Genomic DNA, 15,807 nt, shown 5'->3' with positions numbered 1-15,807 from the left:
TTTTCGGCCGTTTCAGGCGTTTAGTGGCCTAAAATACTCGGCACGGCTACGTATTTCACGGTGTATGGTACCACTGTGAGTTCACAGCGAACGTTGCCGCATCAGACGATCTAACACGGTCGATCTTCGGGAAACTCGCGGGTTTTATATCCACGGGAGAGCCAACTGCGGATGATATGGGACAAACGATTACAGAGAAGATCCTCGATGAGCATCTCGTCGAGGGCGAGCTGACGCCCGGCGAGGAGATCGGCATCGAGATAGACCAAGTGCTGACGCAGGACACCACGGGGACGATGGTGTGGCTCCAGTTCGAGGCCCTCGAAATGGACGAGGTCCAGACGGAGCTGGCCGCGCAGTACTGCGACCACCAGACGTACCAGTTCGACTTCAAGAACACCGACGACCACCGCTTCCTCCGCTCCGCGGCCGGCACGTACGGCGCGTACTTCTCGCGGCCCGGCAACGGTATCTGCCACCAAGTCCACAAGGAGAACTTCGCGGCGCCCGGCAAGACGCTGCTCGGCTCCGACTCGCACACGCCGACCCCCGGCGGGCTCGGCCAGCTCGCGATCGGCGCCGGCGGGCTCGACATCGCCGTCGCGATGGGCGGCGGCCCCTACTACGTCGAGATGCCGGAGGTCGTCAACGTCCACCTCGAGGGCGAGCTCCCCGAGTGGGCGACCGCGAAGGACATCGCGCTCCACCTGCTCGGCGAGCTGACCGTCAAGGGCGGCGTCGGCAAGATCTTCGAGTACACCGGCCCCGGCGCCGAGAAGCTCACGATCCCCGAGCGCACCACGATCACGAACCTCGGCACCGAGCTCGGCGCCACCTCCTCGATCTTCGCGACCGACGAGAAGACGAAGGACTGGCTCGCGCGCCAGGACCGCGAGGACGAGTTCGTCGACCTCCAGCCCGACGAGGACGCGGAGTACGCGGAGACGATCGAGGTCGACCTGACCGAGCTCGAGCCGCTCGTGGCCGCCCCCTCGATGCCCGACAACGTCGCCCCCGTCAGCGAGTACGAGGGCACCGACGTCGAGCAGGTCATCGTCGGCTCCTGTACCAACGGCGCCTACGAGGACATCCTCCCCAGCGCGAAGATGCTGGAGGACCGCGAGGTCGCCAAGCAGACCGAGATGATCGTCGCGCCCGGCTCGAAGCAGGCCTCCGAGATGCTGGCACGCGAGGGCTGGACCGCGGAGATGATGGCGGCCGGCGTCAACTTCTCCGAGGCGACCTGCGGCGCGTGTATCGGCATCGGTCACGTGCCCGCCTCCGACTCCGTCTCGCTGCGCACCTTCAACCGCAACTTCGAGGGCCGCTCGGGCATCGAGGACGACTCCGTCTTCCTCTGCTCGCCCGAGGTCGCCACCGCGGCGGCCATCACCGGCGAGATCGTCGACCCGCGTGACCTCGCGGACGAGCTCGGCGACCTCGAAGCGCCCGGTCTCGAAATGGGTACGAAGTACGGCCCCGGCATGGGAGAGGACGACTCCGACATCATCTCGCCCGACGAGGCGATCGACGACGGGCTCGTCAAGGGTCCGAACATCGGCGACGTGCCGCTGAAGGACGACATCGACGTGGACGGCGGCGAGGCCCTCCTCAAGATGGAGGACAACATCACCACCGACCACATCATCCCGGCGACGGCGGACATCCTGAAGTTCCGCTCGAACATCGAGAAGCTCTCCGAGTTCACGCTCTCGCGCGTCGACGACACGTTCGCCGACCGCGCGCTCGACGCCGACGGCGGCGTCCTCGTGGCCGGCGAGAACTACGGCCAGGGCTCCTCGCGCGAACACGCCGCGCTCTGTCCGATGTACCTCGGCATCGAGGCCGTCTTCGCGCAGAGCTTCGCCCGCATCCACAAGGCGAACCTGTTCAACTTCGGGATCGTCCCGCTGGCGATCGACGAGGAGACCTACGAGGAGATCGACCAGGGCGACGACCTCGAAATCGTCGACGACGTGCCCGCGGGCGTCCGCTCCGGGCAGGAGGAGTTCACCGTGAGCGTCAACGGCGAGTGGGAGTTCACCGCCGACCTCGACGCCTCCGAGCGCGAGCGCGACATCCTCGCGGCCGGCGGCAAGCTCTCGTGGGTCAAACAGCAGCACGCCGACGGCGGCTCCGGCGCGACGCCGGCCGACGACTGACGCCGCGACCGCGCGGCCGAACCCGACTTTCTTTTTTCGCTCCTCACCAGCGGCGGCGACGCGCCCGACGCGGCGAGATCGAGGCGGACCCGTCGGTGGGCGGTCGGAAAGAGATGCAGAAAACGCCGGCGGCGTCAGCGGGCCGCGGCGGCGTCAGCGGGCCGCGGCGGCGACGCGTTCGCGCTCCTCCTTCTGCGAGATGGAGTAGGAGCCCTCGACGTCGTAGTCGGCGGCGGCGACGAGTTCGTTCGCGAGCGCCTCGGCGGCGGCGGTCGTCGACTTGTACGTCGCGCTCGCGACGGCGTCGGAGATGAAGAGCAACGCCTGATCGACGCGGCGCTGGGGCGCGACGTCGACCGCCTTCGGGACGGAGATGCCGCCGTACTTCAGGCGGACGGTCTCCTCGCGGGGCGCGGCGTTCTCGACGGCGCTCACGAGGATCTGGACCGGGTTCTCCTCGGTCCGGTCGTGAACGATGTCGAAGGCGTCGCGGACGATCCGCGTCGCCTGCTGTTTCTTCCCGGTGTTCTCCTCGGTCTGCATCAGGCGGTTGATCAGCCGCTCGACCAGGGAGATCTCCGACTTCTTGAACTGCTTCGACGCGTGGCGGCCCATCGTGTGCGCGATGGGCGTCACCGTCATGTACCGCTTCGTCGAGGGATCCTCGTAGGCGATCTCGGTGACGTCCCAGACGCCGAACAGCTTGGCGTTCTCGTTGGCGGCCTCGCTCGACGCGGGCGCGTCCGGGTCCGGCTCCTCGGCGGCGACGTCCTCCTCGGACGGCGCCTCGGTTTCCTCGCCGCTCATCTGACCGGCTTCTCCGCGTTGCCGCGAACCAGTTCGATCATCGACACGCCGTTGACCTTCTCGACCTTGTAGTTGACGCCGGAGAGGTCGCCCATCGCGCGACCCTTCGCGCCGCCGATCCCGGCGATCGTGACCTCGTCGTGCTCGTCGATGAACGAGATCGCGCCGTCACCGGGGCAGAACGCGGTGACCTGCTTCCCGTTTTTGATGAGCTGAACCCGGACGCACTTTCGGATCGCCGAGTTCGGCTGCTTTGCCTCGATGCCGACCTTTTCGAGGACGATGCCGCGCGCCTGCGGGGCACCCTCCAGGGGGTCGGACTTCGTCTTGAGCCCGCGCTCGCGCCGAGCGTACTCGGAGTCGGACCAGCGTCGCTTCTGCCGGTCCTTTTTGAGCTTACGGGCCGCGTACTTGCCGTTCGCCATCGTACGTCTACTTCCGAACGGAGCTACTTAAGCGTCGTCTTTCGCCGCCGCGAAACGCCCTCAGATTCCCCGAGCGGTACCTCTCGACGGATCTGAGGGCGTTTCGCGGCGGAACGACGGGCGCAAAACAACGTTGAGGCGATAAGCCGCCGAGAGACGCGTTCGTTCTCCGGTCAAAGCCGGCGGAAGAGTGCGCGGGTTCGGGCGCCCTCGGCGCGCGAACCGGGGCGTCCGACCCGGGACGACCGGCGGAGCGTCGCTCTCCTCAGGTCAGCTGTACGTCGTCGACGTCGTAGTGACGCTCGGCGAGCCGGCGGGCGGTCTCGATGTTCGCACCCTCCGCGCCGATGGCGACGCCGCGGTCCGCCTCCGGAACCTCGACGTACGCCACGCGGTCGTTCTGCTCCGAGATGGTGACCGCGTTGACGGCCGCCGGCGCGAGCGTGCTCGCGACGAACGCCTCGGCGGTGTCGGCGTCCTCGACCAGTTCGATCGACTTGTCGAGCCGCCGCTCCGCCTCCGTGACGGTCTCGCCGGCCTGCCCGATCGCGGCCGCCATCTCGCCCGCGGGCACCACGAACACGAGCCGGTCGCCCTCCACGAGGCAGTCGGTCGGCGTGACGCCGGTCAGCTCGTCGAACCGACCGATGTAGCGCCGCGCCTCGTCGGAGAGCTCGACGCGCATTAGTCGTCGCTCACGACGCGCGACCCCATCCGGAGGTCGACGTCGCCGGTCCCCATCGAGATGGGCTTGCCGGCGATGACGTTCTCGATGACCCCGTCGAGGTCGTCGTACTCGCCGTGGATCGCGGCGTCGAGCAGGTGGTTCACCGTCACCTCGAACGCCGCGCGCGCCAGCACGGAGTCCTTGTTGCCGGAGATGCCGTGTCGGCCGATCGACTCGATCTCGCCGTTGTTCGTCATGATGTCGGCGACGAGCATGAGGTGGCGGACGTTCACGTCGTCGAGCCCCTGCTCTTCGAGCGTGTTCTTCGTCTCGTCGATGATCGTCTCGCGGGCCGCCTCGACGCCGAGGTTGCGGTAGATCTCGTGGATGTTGTTACACGTCGTCCGCGAGGCGTCGACGCCCTCGATGTCGAGGGTGTCGCCGAACGCCGACCCCTCGGTGTAGAGGACGAACTCCTCGTCGCCGTCGATCTCCTCTTTGCGGATGACGACGCGCTCGATCTCTTCGATCCCCTTGAAGACGATCTCCCGGAGCCGCTCGACGAGCTGGAGCAGCTCGCGGTAGCTCGGCTCGTTGGGGCCGAACTCGATCACGGTGCCGGCCTGCCGGGCGTCGACGCCTAACGCGTCCTCGATCGTCTCGGCGATGATCCCCGCGATCTCCGTCGGGTCGGAGTGGGTGGGCCACCGCTCCAAGAGGGTGTCGTCGTTTAAGTCGATCCGGACCAGCATGTCCGCGACGTTGGTCGATACGTCGCCGAGCGCGAGGATGCGCGTCGCCTCGATCGACCAGACGACCTCGTGGGCCTTCTCGCGGTCCGTCGCGTACTCCCCGTCGAGGTGGACCGTCATCATCGGCGTGTCCGGCGTCTTCCGGGCGTCCACCAGCTCGATGAGTCGGGGGAGCCCCTGCGTGACGTCGATTTCTGCGACGCCAGCGTAGTGAAAAGTATTCATTGTCATCTGAGTACCGGGTTCACCAATCGATTGGGCAGAAACAGTGCCCACAGGGTCCAAGGGATCAACCCGCGTCTGCTCGTAGCGGTTCTCGACGCCCTCGGCGATGTCGGTCGCCTGCTCGATGGTGACCTCGCCGGCCTCCTCGGCCTTCCGGTCGATCGCCTCGTACACCTTCGTCCTGAGTCGGCGGGGGAGCTCGGTCGCCTCCACGACCGCCTCCATGTCGTCGGTGACGTTGTCGTACTCAGTCATCGGACTCCACCCCCGGCCCGCCGGCCTTGTTGAGCCCCGGCCCGGCGTGCTCCGAGAGGTTCGTCGGCGGCTCGCGCTCGCCGAGGAACCGCTCCTTCTCCTCGTCGGAGGCGAACTCCGCGTCGACCACGCGGTCGACGATCCCGTCGACGTCAATGCCGTCCTCCTCGCCGGAGGAGACCTTCACGGGCGAGGTGCCGTCCTCGCCGAACTCGAACTGGACGATCCGGCCCGAGGTGTCCCGGACCGTGCCGTCGTACTGCGCCTCCAGCTCGGAGAGCGCGTTGATGAGCCGACGCTGGAGGTAACCGGACTTGGAGGTCCGGACCGCCGTGTCGACGAGCCCCTCGCGGCCGCCCATCGCGTGGAAGAAGAACTCCTGCGGGGTGAGCCCGCCGCGGTAGGAGTTTTCCACGAAGCCGTGCGCCTCAGAGGAGAGGTCGTTCGGTCGGTAGTGCGAGAGCGTCCGGTCCTCGTAGCCGCGGTTGATCCGCTCGCCGCGGACCGCCTGCTGGCCGACCGACCCGGCCATCTGCGTCAGGTTCAGCATCGAACCGCGGGCGCCCGAGCGCGCCATCACGACCGCCGGGTTGTCGTCGCCGAAGTGCTGGTCGGCGATCTCCCCGGCCGAGTCGCGGGCCTTCCCGAGCGTCTGCATGATCTTCATCTCGAGCGTCTCGTCGACGCCGCGGCCCGGCAGCGACTCCAGCTCGTCGGCCTCGTACGTCGCGATGAGCTCCTGAACGCGGTCGTAGGCGCTCTCGATCGCTTCGTCGACCTGCTCTTCGGCCTCCGGCGGGATCGACTCGTCGTCGATCCCGATCGAGAACCCGAAGTTCATGATCGCGCGCATCGCCAGCGACGCGATCTCGTTGATGAACACGCGGGCGCGGGTCTCGCCGTACTCCTTCGTGAGCGTGTCGACGACCTCGCCGCCGAACGCGCCGACCGCGTCCTCGTCGATGGTCCCCTCTATCAGCTGTCCGTCCTCGATGACGACGCTGTCGCCGGCCGAGGAGGTAAACGAGAGGTCGAGGTCGTCCGGGAGCAGCTCCGAGAACAGCGTCCGGCCGGTCCAGAACTCGCGGCCGTCGTCGTCGACGCCGTCCGCCTCGGGCAGTTCGTCCACGCGCGTGGCGCGGAGCAGGTCCAGCGCCTGCGTCTCCGTGAACTCGGGGTTCGAGTGGGTGAGCAGGTAGGTGCCGGAGATGTGGTCCTGGATCGCGCCGATGATGTTCCCGCCGAACCGGGGCGAGAGGATCTGCTCTTGGACGCGCATGAGGACGCGGGCCTCGGCGCGGGCCTCCTCGTTTTGGAGCGCGTGCATGTTCATCTCGTCGCCGTCGAAGTCGGCGTTGTACGGCGGGCAGACGACGGTGTTGAGCCGGAACGTCTTGTACGGCATCACCACGACCTCGTGGGCCATGATGGACATCCGGTGGAGCGACGGCTGTCGGTTGAAGATCACGATGTCGCCGTCCACGAGGTGGCGGTTCACCTCCCAGTCGGCCTCGACCTTCTCGGCGAGCTCCTCGCAGTTCTTCTCGGTCACCTTCAGCCGGCGGCCGTCGGGACGGCGCACGTAGTTCGCGCCGGGGTGGGCCTCGGGCCCGTTGCGCACGTACTGCCGCGCCTCCTCGACGTTGCGCTCGGTGACGTTGAGCGTCTGGGTCATCTCCTTGGCGACCCGGTCCGGAACGCCGACCGCGTTCAGCGAGAGGGTCGGGTCCGGCGGGATGACGGTCCGGGCGGAGAAGTTGACGCGCTTTCCGGAGAGCGAGCCGCGGAAGCGGCCCTCCTTCCCCTTCAGCCGCTGACTGAGGGTCTTGAGGGGACGGCCGGAGCGGTGTCGCGCCGGCGGCGTCCCGCTGATCTCGTTGTCGACGAAGGTTGTGACGTGGTACTGGAGCAGCTCCCAGAGGTCCTCGATGATCAGCTGCGGGGCGCCGGCCTCGCGGTTCTCCATGAACCGCTGGTTGATCCGAATGATGTCGACCAGCTTGTGGGTGAGGTCGTCCTCGGAGCGCTGGCCGTTGTCGAGCGTGATCGAGGGACGAGTGGTCACCGGCGGGACCGGGAGCACCGTCAGGATCATCCACTCGGGGCGGGAGTGCTCGGAGTCGATGCCGAGGACCTCGAGGTCCTCGTCCGGGATGTCCTCGAACCAGTCGCGGATGTCCGAGGGCATCAGCTTGTTCATGTCCTCCTCGGTGAGGTCGACGTCCAGCGCCTTCTCGATGGCGCGGCGGTCCTCCTTGCGCGGGCGGAACTCGCCGGCCATGATCTCGTTGATCCGGTCGACGGCGATGTCCGTCTTCTCGGCGAGCTCCTGCGGCGAGGTGCCCGGGTCGTCCTCCTCCTCGTCGGGCTGCATCGCGGCCGCGATTCGCTCGGAGTAGTCTCCGGAGAGCACGTCCTGAACCTCGTAGTAGGTGGTCGGCTTCTCGTGTTTGATGTCCGCCTGCGGCTCGCCGCAGAACGGGCACGTCGACGCCTTGCGGGCCTGCCGGACGGCGGCCTTCAGCACGTCGTGTTCGTCGTCGCCGAGCTCCTTCGCCCGCTCGTAGCGGTCGCGGAACTCGTCGCGCTGGGCGTCGTCCAGGGCGAGCCGACCGCACTCGCGGCACGTCGAGCGCAGCAGCCGCCGGATGAGCTTCGTGAAGCCCACGTGGATGACCGGCGCGGCCAGCTCGATGTGGCCGAAGTGGCCGTTACAGGAGCCGGAGTGCGAGCCGCAGGTCCGGCACTCCAGGCCGGGGTCGATGACCCCCAGTCGCGGGTCCATCAGCCCCATGTCGATCGGATAGCCGTCGTCGTCGTACGTGTCGGCCGTGATCACCTTCGTCGCGGACATGTCCCGGTACGTCTCCGGGTCCATGAGGCCGAAGTCGATCCCGCCGAGCACTTTCGGTGTTTGCATTGACATCTAAATCGCGTCCTCCAGTTCGAGTTTCGGTCGGATGCCGAGGGCGATCATCTCGTCGAGCAGCAGCTTGAACGCGTAGCTGACCTCCAGCTCGTGGATGTCGTCCTCGTCGCCCGTGACCGGGTCGTACACGCGGCGCTGCTCGCGGTCCTCGACGGCGACGAGCCCGGTCTCCGCTGAGACGTGGACCGTTTCGGCGTCAGAGGACTCCAGCAGCCGCTCGTTGAGCACCATCGACGCGCCGTGGCCGATGATCGTGTCGCGCTCCATCTCCCCGACGCGCAGCCCGCCCTCGCGGGCGCGCCCCTCGGTCGGCTGGCGCGTGAGCACCTGGACCGGCCCGCGCGAGCGGGCGTGGAGCTTGTTCGACACCATGTGGTACAGCTTGTGGTAGAAGATCGTCCCGACGAAGATCTCGGCGTCGATCTTCTCGCCGGTGACGCCGGAGTACATGACCTCCTTGCCGGAGGACTCGAAGCCGTACTCCTCCAGCTGACCGCGGAGCTCCTCCTCGTCTTCCCCCTGGAACGGCGTCCCGTCGACGCGCGAGCCGCGGAGCGAGCCGACCTTCCCGCCGAGCATCTCCAGCACGTGGCCGACCGTCATCCGCGACGGCAGCGCGTGCGGATTCATCACGAGGTCCGGGACGACCCCCTCCTCGGTGAACGGCATGTCCTCCTGGGGCGCGAGGTGGCCGACGACGCCCTTCTGTCCGTGTCGGGACGCGAACTTGTCGCCCAGTTCGGGGACGCGCTGGTCGCGCACCTTCACCTTCGAGAGCTTGGAGCCGTCCTCGCCTTCCATCAGCGTCACCGTGTCGACGACGCCCGATTCGCCCGAGCGCATCGTCACGGAGGTCTCGCGGCGCTTCTGCGGTGAGAGCCCGCCCATGTCGTCCGGCTCTTCGAGGAAGCGCGGCGGGCTGGTCTTCCCGAGCAGGACGGACGACTCGTCGACCTTCGTCTCGGGGTTGACGAGGCCGTCCTCGTCGAGGTGGGTGTACGCGTCCTCGCCGCGCGCGCCGCGAACGTCTTGGTCCGGAATCTCGAAGCGGTCCTCCTGGCCGCCGGGGTACCGGCGCTCCTCGCCCTCGTAGGTCCGGAAGAAGTGCGAGCGGGTGAGCGCGCGGTCGACGGAGCCCTGGTTCATCACCAGCGCGTCCTCGATGTTGAAGCCCTCGTAGGACATCACGGCGACGACGAAGTTCTGCGCCGCCGGCCGCTTGTCGAAGCTGATCTGGTCGGACGTCTGCGTCTTCACCATCGCCAGCTGCGGGTAGTGCAGGAGGTGCTGACGCGTGTCCGGCCGGATGCGGTAGTTGGCCGAGGGGAGCCCGAGCGACTGCTTCATCATCCCCGCGCCCATGGTGATCCGCGGGCTCGCGTTGTGCTCGGGGTACGGAATCATCCCCGCGCCGATGCCGAAGACGAGCTGCGGGTCGATCTCGAGGTGCGTGTGGTCCTCGGTCACGTCCTCCTCGTCGACCGCGACGAGAATGTCCTCCTCCTCCTCCGCGTCGATGAACTCGACGTAGCCGCGCTCGACGAGGTCCTCGAACTCGACATCGCCGCGTTCGAGGGCCTCGATCTCCTCGTCGCCGAGGAGCGGCTCGCCGTTCTCGACGACGATGAGCGGGCGTCGCGCCCGCCCCGCGTCGGCGTTGACGATGACCTCGCGGGTCCGGTCTTTCACCGAGACGTTCACCATCTCCGAGACGTCGCCGCGGCGGCGCGCCTCGCGTATCTGTTCGGCGAGCTCGTCCGGGTTCTCGTGGGTGCCGACGAGGCTCCCGTTGACGTACACCTTCGCTTCGCGTTCTGCTTGTGCCATGATCAGTCGTCCGCCGTCTGTCGTTCGACGCCCTCGATGCCGGGGATCCCCTCGACACCCATCGACGCCAGTTCTCGTTTCAGCCCCTGTTCGTCCTCAACCGTCTGCGAGAGCTCCATCGCCTGCGCGAAGTTCTTCACGAGCCCGCAGTTCGGCCCCTCCGGCGTCTCGGAGGGACAGATGCGACCCCACTGGGTCGCGTGGAGGTCCCGCGCCTCGAAGTGCGGCTGCGACCGCGACAGCGGCGAGCGCAGGCGCCGAAGGTGCGAGAGCACGCCCATGTAGTCGGTCCGGTCGACGAGCTGGGAGACGCCCGAGCGGCCGCCGACCCAGTTCCCCGTCGCGATCGGGTGTTCGAGGCGCTCGGTCAGCACGTCGGAGCGGACCACCGTGTTGACGGTGAGCTGCCGGTTCCGCATGTTCGCGCGCTCCAGCTGGTACTTCACGTCGCGCGCCAGCTTGTTGAGAGCGGTCCGGAACAGGTCGCGCATCAGGTCGCCGGAGACCTTCAGGCGCTTGTTCGCGTAGTGGTCCTTGTCGTCGGCCTCGCGGCGGTCGAGAGCGAGCTCGAAGCACGCCTCGGCCATGCGGCAGAGGTAGTACGCCTTGTTGATCCGCACGTCCTCCTCGTCGACGCCCTCCTCGTGGAGGTGCGGGAGGAGGTAGCGGTCGATGACGTAGTTTGCCCGCTTGAGCTGGTAGTTCTTCCCCTGACCGCTCGCGACGCGCTCGCCGAGGGTCTCGATTGCCTCCTCGGTCGTCTGGACCGAGGCCTCCTCTAAGTTCTCCAGCATGAACTTCACGATCTCGGGGTCGTCCGAGACGCGGTGGACGATCTCCTCGTCGGATTCGAGCCCGAGCGCGCGGACGAGCGTCACGAAGTCGATGGATCCGGAGACGGAGGGGAACGACACTTCGAGCAGCCCCTCGCGGTTGCGTTCACAGAGCACTAAGGCGCGGTAGCCCCGGCGCTGGGAGAACGTCTTCGCGACCTGGATCTCGTCGCCGTACTTCGAGTCGTACTCGGCGAGGATCTTGTTCGGCGCCAGGTCCTCCGAGGTCATCAGCACGCGCTCGGAGCCGTTGACGATGAAGTAGCCGCCGGGGTCGACGGGGTCCTCGCCGATGTCGATGAGCTCCTCGTCGGAGAAGCCCGCCATGTTACACTTGTCCGAGCCGACCATGATCGGCATCCGACCGACCTTCGTCTCGGTCGTGTCGACGACCTGCTCCGGTTCGTCCTCGCCGCCGCGGACGATGGACATCTCCATGAACACGGGCGCCGAGTAGGTGATGTTGCGGAGGCGCGCCTCCTGGGGATAGAGCAGCTCCTCGGAGCCGTCGGCCTCGCGGACGCGCGGGGTGACCATCCGCACGTCGCCGAGCTCGACGTAGACGGGCTCCTGGCCCTCCTTGTCGCCGATGTCCGTCTCGATCGTCTCCTTCTCGTCGACGACTTCCTGCATGCCGCGGTCCAGGAAGTTGTTGAACGAGCGGAAGTGGTGTTCGGCGAGCCGTTCGTCGGAGAAGTATTCGCGTGAAACCACGCGTCGGTCTTGCCTGTTCATGAGACGACCAGTCGATACACGACCGCCTCGTCGGTCGTGCGGGAGTCGCGGACGATCTTCACCACGTCCCCGACCTCGGCCTCGTCGGGGAGCGCGGGATCCGTGCGTTTGATCTTCGGTAAGTTCGTTTTCTTCACGTCGTACTCCGCCAGGACCTCTTCGACCTCCTCGGGGTCGTCGAGGAGGACGTGGTCCGGGACGAGTTCGTGTTGGCTTACGTCTACCATGGGTGCTGGTGGTGGGGAGAAGCTATCACGAGATACTACAGGTAGGTATATGCGCCAGCGTCATAAGACTTACCAAGCGCCGCCGCGCGCGGCTCACGGGTCGCGGGGCGTTCGACACTCCCACACACGCGAGGTTGACACAAAAGGATATCGGAGGCAACCCCCCTGTCACCGGACCCCATCCTCGTCGGCGATGACAAGCCTTATTTGCCAGACAGGGATACGAACTGGTACGACAAGCCCGGATGGTGTAGTGGCCCATCATACGACCCTGTCACGGTCGTGACGCGGGTTCAAATCCCGCTCCGGGCGTCCCCGGTTTCGGGGCGCTGTCGCTTGGTTGCCCGGATGGTGTAGTGGCCCATCATACGACCCTGTCACGGTCGTGACGCGGGTTCAAATCCCGCTCCGGGCGTTTCTGCTGTCGCAATTGCGAGCGAGGAGCGGTAGCGACGAGCGAGTACCGCGACAGCAGAAACCGTCGAAGGGATTTGAGTCAGGGAGTGAAGCGACCGTAGCGAGCGGAACGACCGGGGTTCAAATCCCGCTCCGGGCGTTTCTGTCGACGCCGACTACGAGCGAGGAGCGATAGCGACGAGCGAGCCCGGTGTCGGCCCACCTTCCGGGCTACAGGTCCAGTTCCGCCCGCAGGTCGTCGACGAGGGACTCGGTCTTCGCGTCCGGGTCCTCGTCGGTGTCGACCGGGGGGCGCCCGTCGTACGTCTCGTGGACCATCGAGACCCCCTCGGCGAGCGTGTCGAGGCCGTATCCGCCCTCCAGCACGTACGCGTGGGCGGGGCCGGCGTCATCGGCGAGCGTCCGGATCCGGTCGGTCAACAGCGCGTACCCCTCCGAGGAGACGCGCATCCGCGGGATGGGGTCGTGGCGGTGCGCGTCGAACCCCGCCGAGACGATCAGCAGGTCGGGGTCGAACCGATCGATCGCAGGCCCAATCCCCTCGTCGACGGCGTAGAGGTAGTCGGCGTCGCCGGCACCGGCCGCCAGCGGGAGGTTCACGGTCGTCCCGTCGCCGTCTCCCTCGCCGGTCTCGTCGAGGTCCCCCGTGTCCGGGTAGAGGCCGTCCTCGTGGATCGACGCGTAGAGGACGTCGCCGCGGTCGTAGAAGATGTCCTGCGTGCCGTTCCCGTGGTGCACGTCCCAGTCGAAGATCGCGACGCGGTCAGCGAGGTCCTCGTCGAGGGCGGTCTGGGCCGCGACGGCGGCATTGTTGAAGAAGCAGAACCCCATCGCGTCGTCGGTGACGGCGTGGTGGCCCGGCGGGCGGCCGATCGCAAACGGGGTCTGCCGCCCGGTCGAGCCGTCGAGCGCCGCGCGGGCGGCCCACTGGGCGAGCCCGGCCGAGGTGAGCGCCGCGTCCCACGTCCCGTCGCTGGCAACGGTGTCGGGGTCCCAGCTGCCGCCGCCGTCCGCGACGAACGACTCCAGTTCGTCGACGTAATCGGGGTCGTGAACGGCCGAGACGGCCGCCTTCGCCGCGGGATCGGCCTCGACGTACTCGACGCCGTGCCGCTTCGCGAGACCGCGGCGGATCGCGCGGAGTCGGTCCGGGTTCTCCGGGTGTCGCTCGCCGGTGTCGTGGTCGAGACACCGCTCGCTGTAGCCAAACTGCATCTACTCGAACAACGCGAAGTACGTCTCGATGTCCTCGGCCTGTACGGTCCGTCGGTCCGCGTGCCGGGCCAGCGTCGCGGCCGCGCTCGCGACGTTGTCGGCGTAGTCTTCCAAAATGTCGGCCAGCGCGACGCGCGCGTCGACGCCGACCCGATAGCGGTCGTCGATCCGGAGTCGAGCGATCCGGTCGATGGGCGCGACCGGGAGCGTGAGATCCTCCCGGCCGACGACCTGCTCGACGCCGAAGTCCGCGGCCATCAGCGTCTTCCGGCCGTCCGCGGTCGCCTGCTCGGCCGCGTCGACGGCGAGCTCGGCGCCGTGCGATTGGATCCGTCGCGCGAGCTCCTCGGCGGCGTCCGCGCTGACGCGGAGTTCCCCCGCGTTCCGCCGGATGATCCCGTCGACCGGCGCGAACGGTAACTCGACACTCATACACACAGTCGCGTCCGTGTGTCGTATAACGCTTTCCGTTACCCGCTTTGCCGCCGGATCCGGACGGGCCGCCGCGGCGGTCGGGCGCGTCAGAAGACGTCGTCGGCGTCGATGGTCCCGTCGCGCTCCGGGCCGCGGACGGTTATCTCCTCGCCGAGCCGGAGGCTCGCGTCGGTGTCGACCGATTTCGTCTGCTGTCCGTCGTCGAGCACGACGGGGTCCCCGGTCTGGACGACCGTGCCGGTGAACTCGACGGCGCCGTCCGATCGCTCCGCCGCCGCGGTCGCCGCGCCGCCGCTCGCACCGCCCCCTTCCTCGTCGCCGGCCTCACCGGCGACGGCCTCGGCCGCCGCCTTCTTGCCGTCATCGGAGAAGGCACCGAGGCCGGTTTCGTTCGACCCGCGGCCGTCTCCGTCGCCCCCGGTGCTTCCGGCCCCGGACGCGCCGCCCGCGACGCCGGCCGCCGCGTCGCTCCCCTCGTCGAGGACGGAGACGGTCGAGCGCCAGTTCGCGGACGCCTCGAGGTCGTCCTGCCAGCCGTCCTGGATCTCGACGTCGGTGAAGACGACCCGGTCGGCCAGTTCGATCTCGCGGTCGGCCTTGTCGCCCCACAGCGCGACGCGGATCTCGCCGGTCTCGTCTTTGATCCGGACGTTGCGGACCTGTCCCTCGCTGCCGTCGTCGCGGTCGAACGTCCGCTTCGGGTCGGTCTCGATGACGCCGCCCCCGATGTCGACAGTCTGGCCGATCTCGAGGTCGGCGATGTCGGTGGTCTCCGGGACGTACTCGACGTCCTCGTCGACGCGCTCGACCGTGCCGCGGTCGCCGACGTGGAGCTCCAGGTCGCCGTCGCGCTCGCGGACGTAGCCGTCGCCGACCTCGACGACCTCGCCCGCCGCGAACTCCTCGGCGAGGTCGGCCTTCCCGTCCCAGAGCGTGACGCGCACGCGCCCCGTCTCGTCGCCGAGCGTGAGGTTGGCGACGCGTCCCTCGCTGCCGTCGTCGCGGTCGAACGTCCGGATCGAGTCGGTGTCTAACACCTGCCCCACGAGGTCCACGTCGGACGCCCCGAGCGTCAGGTCCTCGACGCGGTAGGTGTCGAGCACTTGGACGTCGACCTCGGCGTCCTCGTCCGGCTCGACCTTGTCCGCGCTCACTTCGAGGCCGCTGTACCCCTCCTTGGGACGGCCCATGACGCGGAGGACCTGCCCGACTTCGAGCTCCTCCTCGGCCGCCGCGGCCATGTCGTCCCACAGTGCGACCCGGACGGAGCCGGAGGCGTCGGCGACATCGACGTTACACACGCGACCCTCCTCCGCGTCCTCGTCGTCGCGCTCGAAGGTCCGGATCTCGCCGATGGCTGTCACCTTGCCGAGGAACTTCACCTCGTTCATCCCCGGTTCGATGTCGGCGATGGTGTCGGCCTCCTCGTCGCGCAGCTCGTGTGCGATGAGCATCGCGGCGGTCTCCTCGTCCGCGAGCCCGCCCATCTGCTCGACCTTGTCCTCGACGGCGGCCTCGAACTCCTCGAACTCGACGTCGGTGTCGAGGTCCTCGTACACCTCCTCTATGGCGCCCATACTCGTCCCTCCGTGGTCGACGGGTTCGCGCATAAGCGTTGCCGTTGGCCGGGGGTCGCGCCGGGCACCCCCCGGTCGGCACGGGGACCGGAGCGGGTCGCGGTCGCGGCTCGAAAGCGTCTCATGGGCGTTCATGGGTCCCGTCGATACAAAAGGTGTTCATCCGGCACGGGGAGTATGCGGACCGCAGGCACGCGGCCGCCGGACCGTAACCGTCTTAAGTTCCACCGCGATACGTAGAAATGAGTCCTGGTAGGGTAGTGGACTATCCTCTTGGCTTGCGGAGCCAGGGACCGGAGTTCAAATCTCCGTCAGGACG

Annotated in this window: 12 protein-coding genes and 3 tRNA genes; 4 read left to right on the top strand and 11 right to left on the bottom strand. The window is 67.8% G+C overall.

What is annotated here, in order from left to right; translation table 11 throughout:
* The first annotated feature begins 176 nt into the window (after positions 1-176).
* Positions 177-2,162, top strand: coding sequence for an aconitate hydratase (locus B9G49_RS02305; RefSeq protein ID WP_049932208.1), 1,986 nt, complete (start codon positions 177-179; stop codon positions 2,160-2,162).
* Between the two features lie 153 nt (positions 2,163-2,315).
* Here B9G49_RS02305 and B9G49_RS02300 read toward each other — a convergent pair whose 3' ends face one another.
* The 8 genes from B9G49_RS02300 to B9G49_RS02265 all read right to left on the bottom strand — a co-directional run bounded on the left by B9G49_RS02300 (position 2,316) and on the right by B9G49_RS02265 (position 11,844).
* Positions 2,316-2,969, bottom strand: coding sequence for a 30S ribosomal protein S7 (locus tag B9G49_RS02300; protein ID WP_049932207.1), 654 nt, complete (start codon positions 2,967-2,969; stop codon positions 2,316-2,318).
* Complete coding sequence (locus B9G49_RS02295) at positions 2,966-3,394, bottom strand: 30S ribosomal protein S12 (protein ID WP_006111505.1); 429 nt, start codon at positions 3,392-3,394, stop codon at positions 2,966-2,968. The genes B9G49_RS02300 and B9G49_RS02295 overlap by 4 nt, the downstream gene beginning before the upstream one ends.
* A 265-nt stretch (positions 3,395-3,659) precedes the next feature.
* On the bottom strand, positions 3,660-4,079 hold the full coding sequence (locus tag B9G49_RS02290) for a NusA-like transcription termination signal-binding factor (RefSeq protein WP_049932204.1): 420 nt from the start codon (positions 4,077-4,079) through the stop codon (positions 3,660-3,662).
* Positions 4,079-5,293 carry a DNA-directed RNA polymerase subunit A'' gene (rpoA2, locus tag B9G49_RS02285; protein WP_049932202.1) on the bottom strand — a complete coding sequence of 405 codons (1,215 nt, stop codon included), beginning with the start codon at positions 5,291-5,293 and terminating at the stop codon, positions 4,079-4,081. Before rpoA2 ends, B9G49_RS02290 begins: the two co-directional genes overlap by 1 nt.
* Entirely contained in the window at positions 5,286-8,213 is a 2,928-nt protein-coding gene (locus tag B9G49_RS02280) for a DNA-directed RNA polymerase subunit A' (RefSeq protein ID WP_086215289.1), read from the bottom strand. Before B9G49_RS02280 ends, rpoA2 begins: the two co-directional genes overlap by 8 nt.
* 6 nt (positions 8,214-8,219) lie before the next feature.
* The gene (gene rpoB, locus B9G49_RS02275) at positions 8,220-10,049 is read right to left on the bottom strand and encodes a DNA-directed RNA polymerase subunit B (protein ID WP_004599095.1); all 1,830 of its coding nucleotides are present in this window, start codon (positions 10,047-10,049) and stop codon (positions 8,220-8,222) included.
* A gap of 2 nt (positions 10,050-10,051) precedes the next feature.
* Positions 10,052-11,617 (bottom strand): DNA-directed RNA polymerase subunit B'', encoded by a 1,566-nt coding sequence (locus tag B9G49_RS02270; RefSeq protein WP_006111499.1) that lies wholly within the window; start codon positions 11,615-11,617, stop codon positions 10,052-10,054.
* On the bottom strand, positions 11,614-11,844 hold the full coding sequence (locus tag B9G49_RS02265) for a DNA-directed RNA polymerase subunit H (protein WP_004599097.1): 231 nt from the start codon (positions 11,842-11,844) through the stop codon (positions 11,614-11,616). The genes B9G49_RS02270 and B9G49_RS02265 overlap by 4 nt, the downstream gene beginning before the upstream one ends.
* 239 nt (positions 11,845-12,083) lie before the next feature.
* Between B9G49_RS02265 and B9G49_RS02260 the strand changes: the two genes are divergently transcribed.
* Together B9G49_RS02260 and B9G49_RS02255 are read left to right on the top strand one after the other, a co-directional pair.
* A tRNA-Asp gene (locus B9G49_RS02260) sits at positions 12,084-12,156 on the top strand.
* Positions 12,157-12,186: 30 nt separating this feature from the next.
* Positions 12,187-12,259: transfer RNA gene (locus B9G49_RS02255), tRNA-Asp, on the top strand.
* A gap of 212 nt (positions 12,260-12,471) precedes the next feature.
* Here B9G49_RS02255 and B9G49_RS02250 read toward each other — a convergent pair.
* The 3 genes from B9G49_RS02250 to B9G49_RS02240 all read right to left on the bottom strand — a co-directional run bounded on the left by B9G49_RS02250 (position 12,472) and on the right by B9G49_RS02240 (position 15,488).
* Positions 12,472-13,476 carry a histone deacetylase gene (locus B9G49_RS02250; RefSeq protein WP_086215288.1) on the bottom strand — a complete coding sequence of 335 codons (1,005 nt, stop codon included), beginning with the start codon at positions 13,474-13,476 and terminating at the stop codon, positions 12,472-12,474.
* Positions 13,477-13,908 (bottom strand): histone family protein, encoded by a 432-nt coding sequence (locus tag B9G49_RS02245; protein WP_049932198.1) that lies wholly within the window; start codon positions 13,906-13,908, stop codon positions 13,477-13,479.
* Between the two features lie 89 nt (positions 13,909-13,997).
* Positions 13,998-15,488, bottom strand: a complete 1,491-nt coding sequence (locus B9G49_RS02240; protein WP_198943797.1) for a single-stranded DNA binding protein — start codon at positions 15,486-15,488, stop codon at positions 13,998-14,000.
* Positions 15,489-15,734: 246 nt separating this feature from the next.
* On the opposite strand from B9G49_RS02240, the gene B9G49_RS02235 reads away from it, so the two are divergent.
* A tRNA-Arg gene (locus B9G49_RS02235) sits at positions 15,735-15,807 on the top strand.

This window comes from Halorubrum sp. SD683, from assembly GCF_002135045.1.
Classification (GTDB): Archaea; Halobacteriota; Halobacteria; order Halobacteriales; family Haloferacaceae; genus Halorubrum; species Halorubrum ezzemoulense.
The sequence above is the reverse complement of the archived record's forward strand: the minus strand, read 5'-3'. Positions and strand labels throughout refer to the sequence as shown.

Coding starts and splice junctions, on each gene's coding strand:
- B9G49_RS02305 (WP_049932208.1), top strand. CDS start 177: ATGGGACAAACGATTACAGAGAAGATCCTCGATGAGCATCTCGTCGAG.
- B9G49_RS02300 (WP_049932207.1), bottom strand. CDS start 2,969: ATGAGCGGCGAGGAAACCGAGGCGCCGTCCGAGGAGGACGTCGCCGCC.
- B9G49_RS02295 (WP_006111505.1), bottom strand. CDS start 3,394: ATGGCGAACGGCAAGTACGCGGCCCGTAAGCTCAAAAAGGACCGGCAG.
- B9G49_RS02290 (WP_049932204.1), bottom strand. CDS start 4,079: ATGCGCGTCGAGCTCTCCGACGAGGCGCGGCGCTACATCGGTCGGTTC.
- rpoA2 (WP_049932202.1), bottom strand. CDS start 5,293: ATGACTGAGTACGACAACGTCACCGACGACATGGAGGCGGTCGTGGAG.
- B9G49_RS02280 (WP_086215289.1), bottom strand. CDS start 8,213: ATGCAAACACCGAAAGTGCTCGGCGGGATCGACTTCGGCCTCATGGAC.
- rpoB (WP_004599095.1), bottom strand. CDS start 10,049: ATGGCACAAGCAGAACGCGAAGCGAAGGTGTACGTCAACGGGAGCCTC.
- B9G49_RS02270 (WP_006111499.1), bottom strand. CDS start 11,617: ATGAACAGGCAAGACCGACGCGTGGTTTCACGCGAATACTTCTCCGAC.
- B9G49_RS02265 (WP_004599097.1), bottom strand. CDS start 11,844: ATGGTAGACGTAAGCCAACACGAACTCGTCCCGGACCACGTCCTCCTC.
- B9G49_RS02250 (WP_086215288.1), bottom strand. CDS start 13,476: ATGCAGTTTGGCTACAGCGAGCGGTGTCTCGACCACGACACCGGCGAG.
- B9G49_RS02245 (WP_049932198.1), bottom strand. CDS start 13,908: ATGAGTGTCGAGTTACCGTTCGCGCCGGTCGACGGGATCATCCGGCGG.
- B9G49_RS02240 (WP_198943797.1), bottom strand. CDS start 15,488: ATGGGCGCCATAGAGGAGGTGTACGAGGACCTCGACACCGACGTCGAG.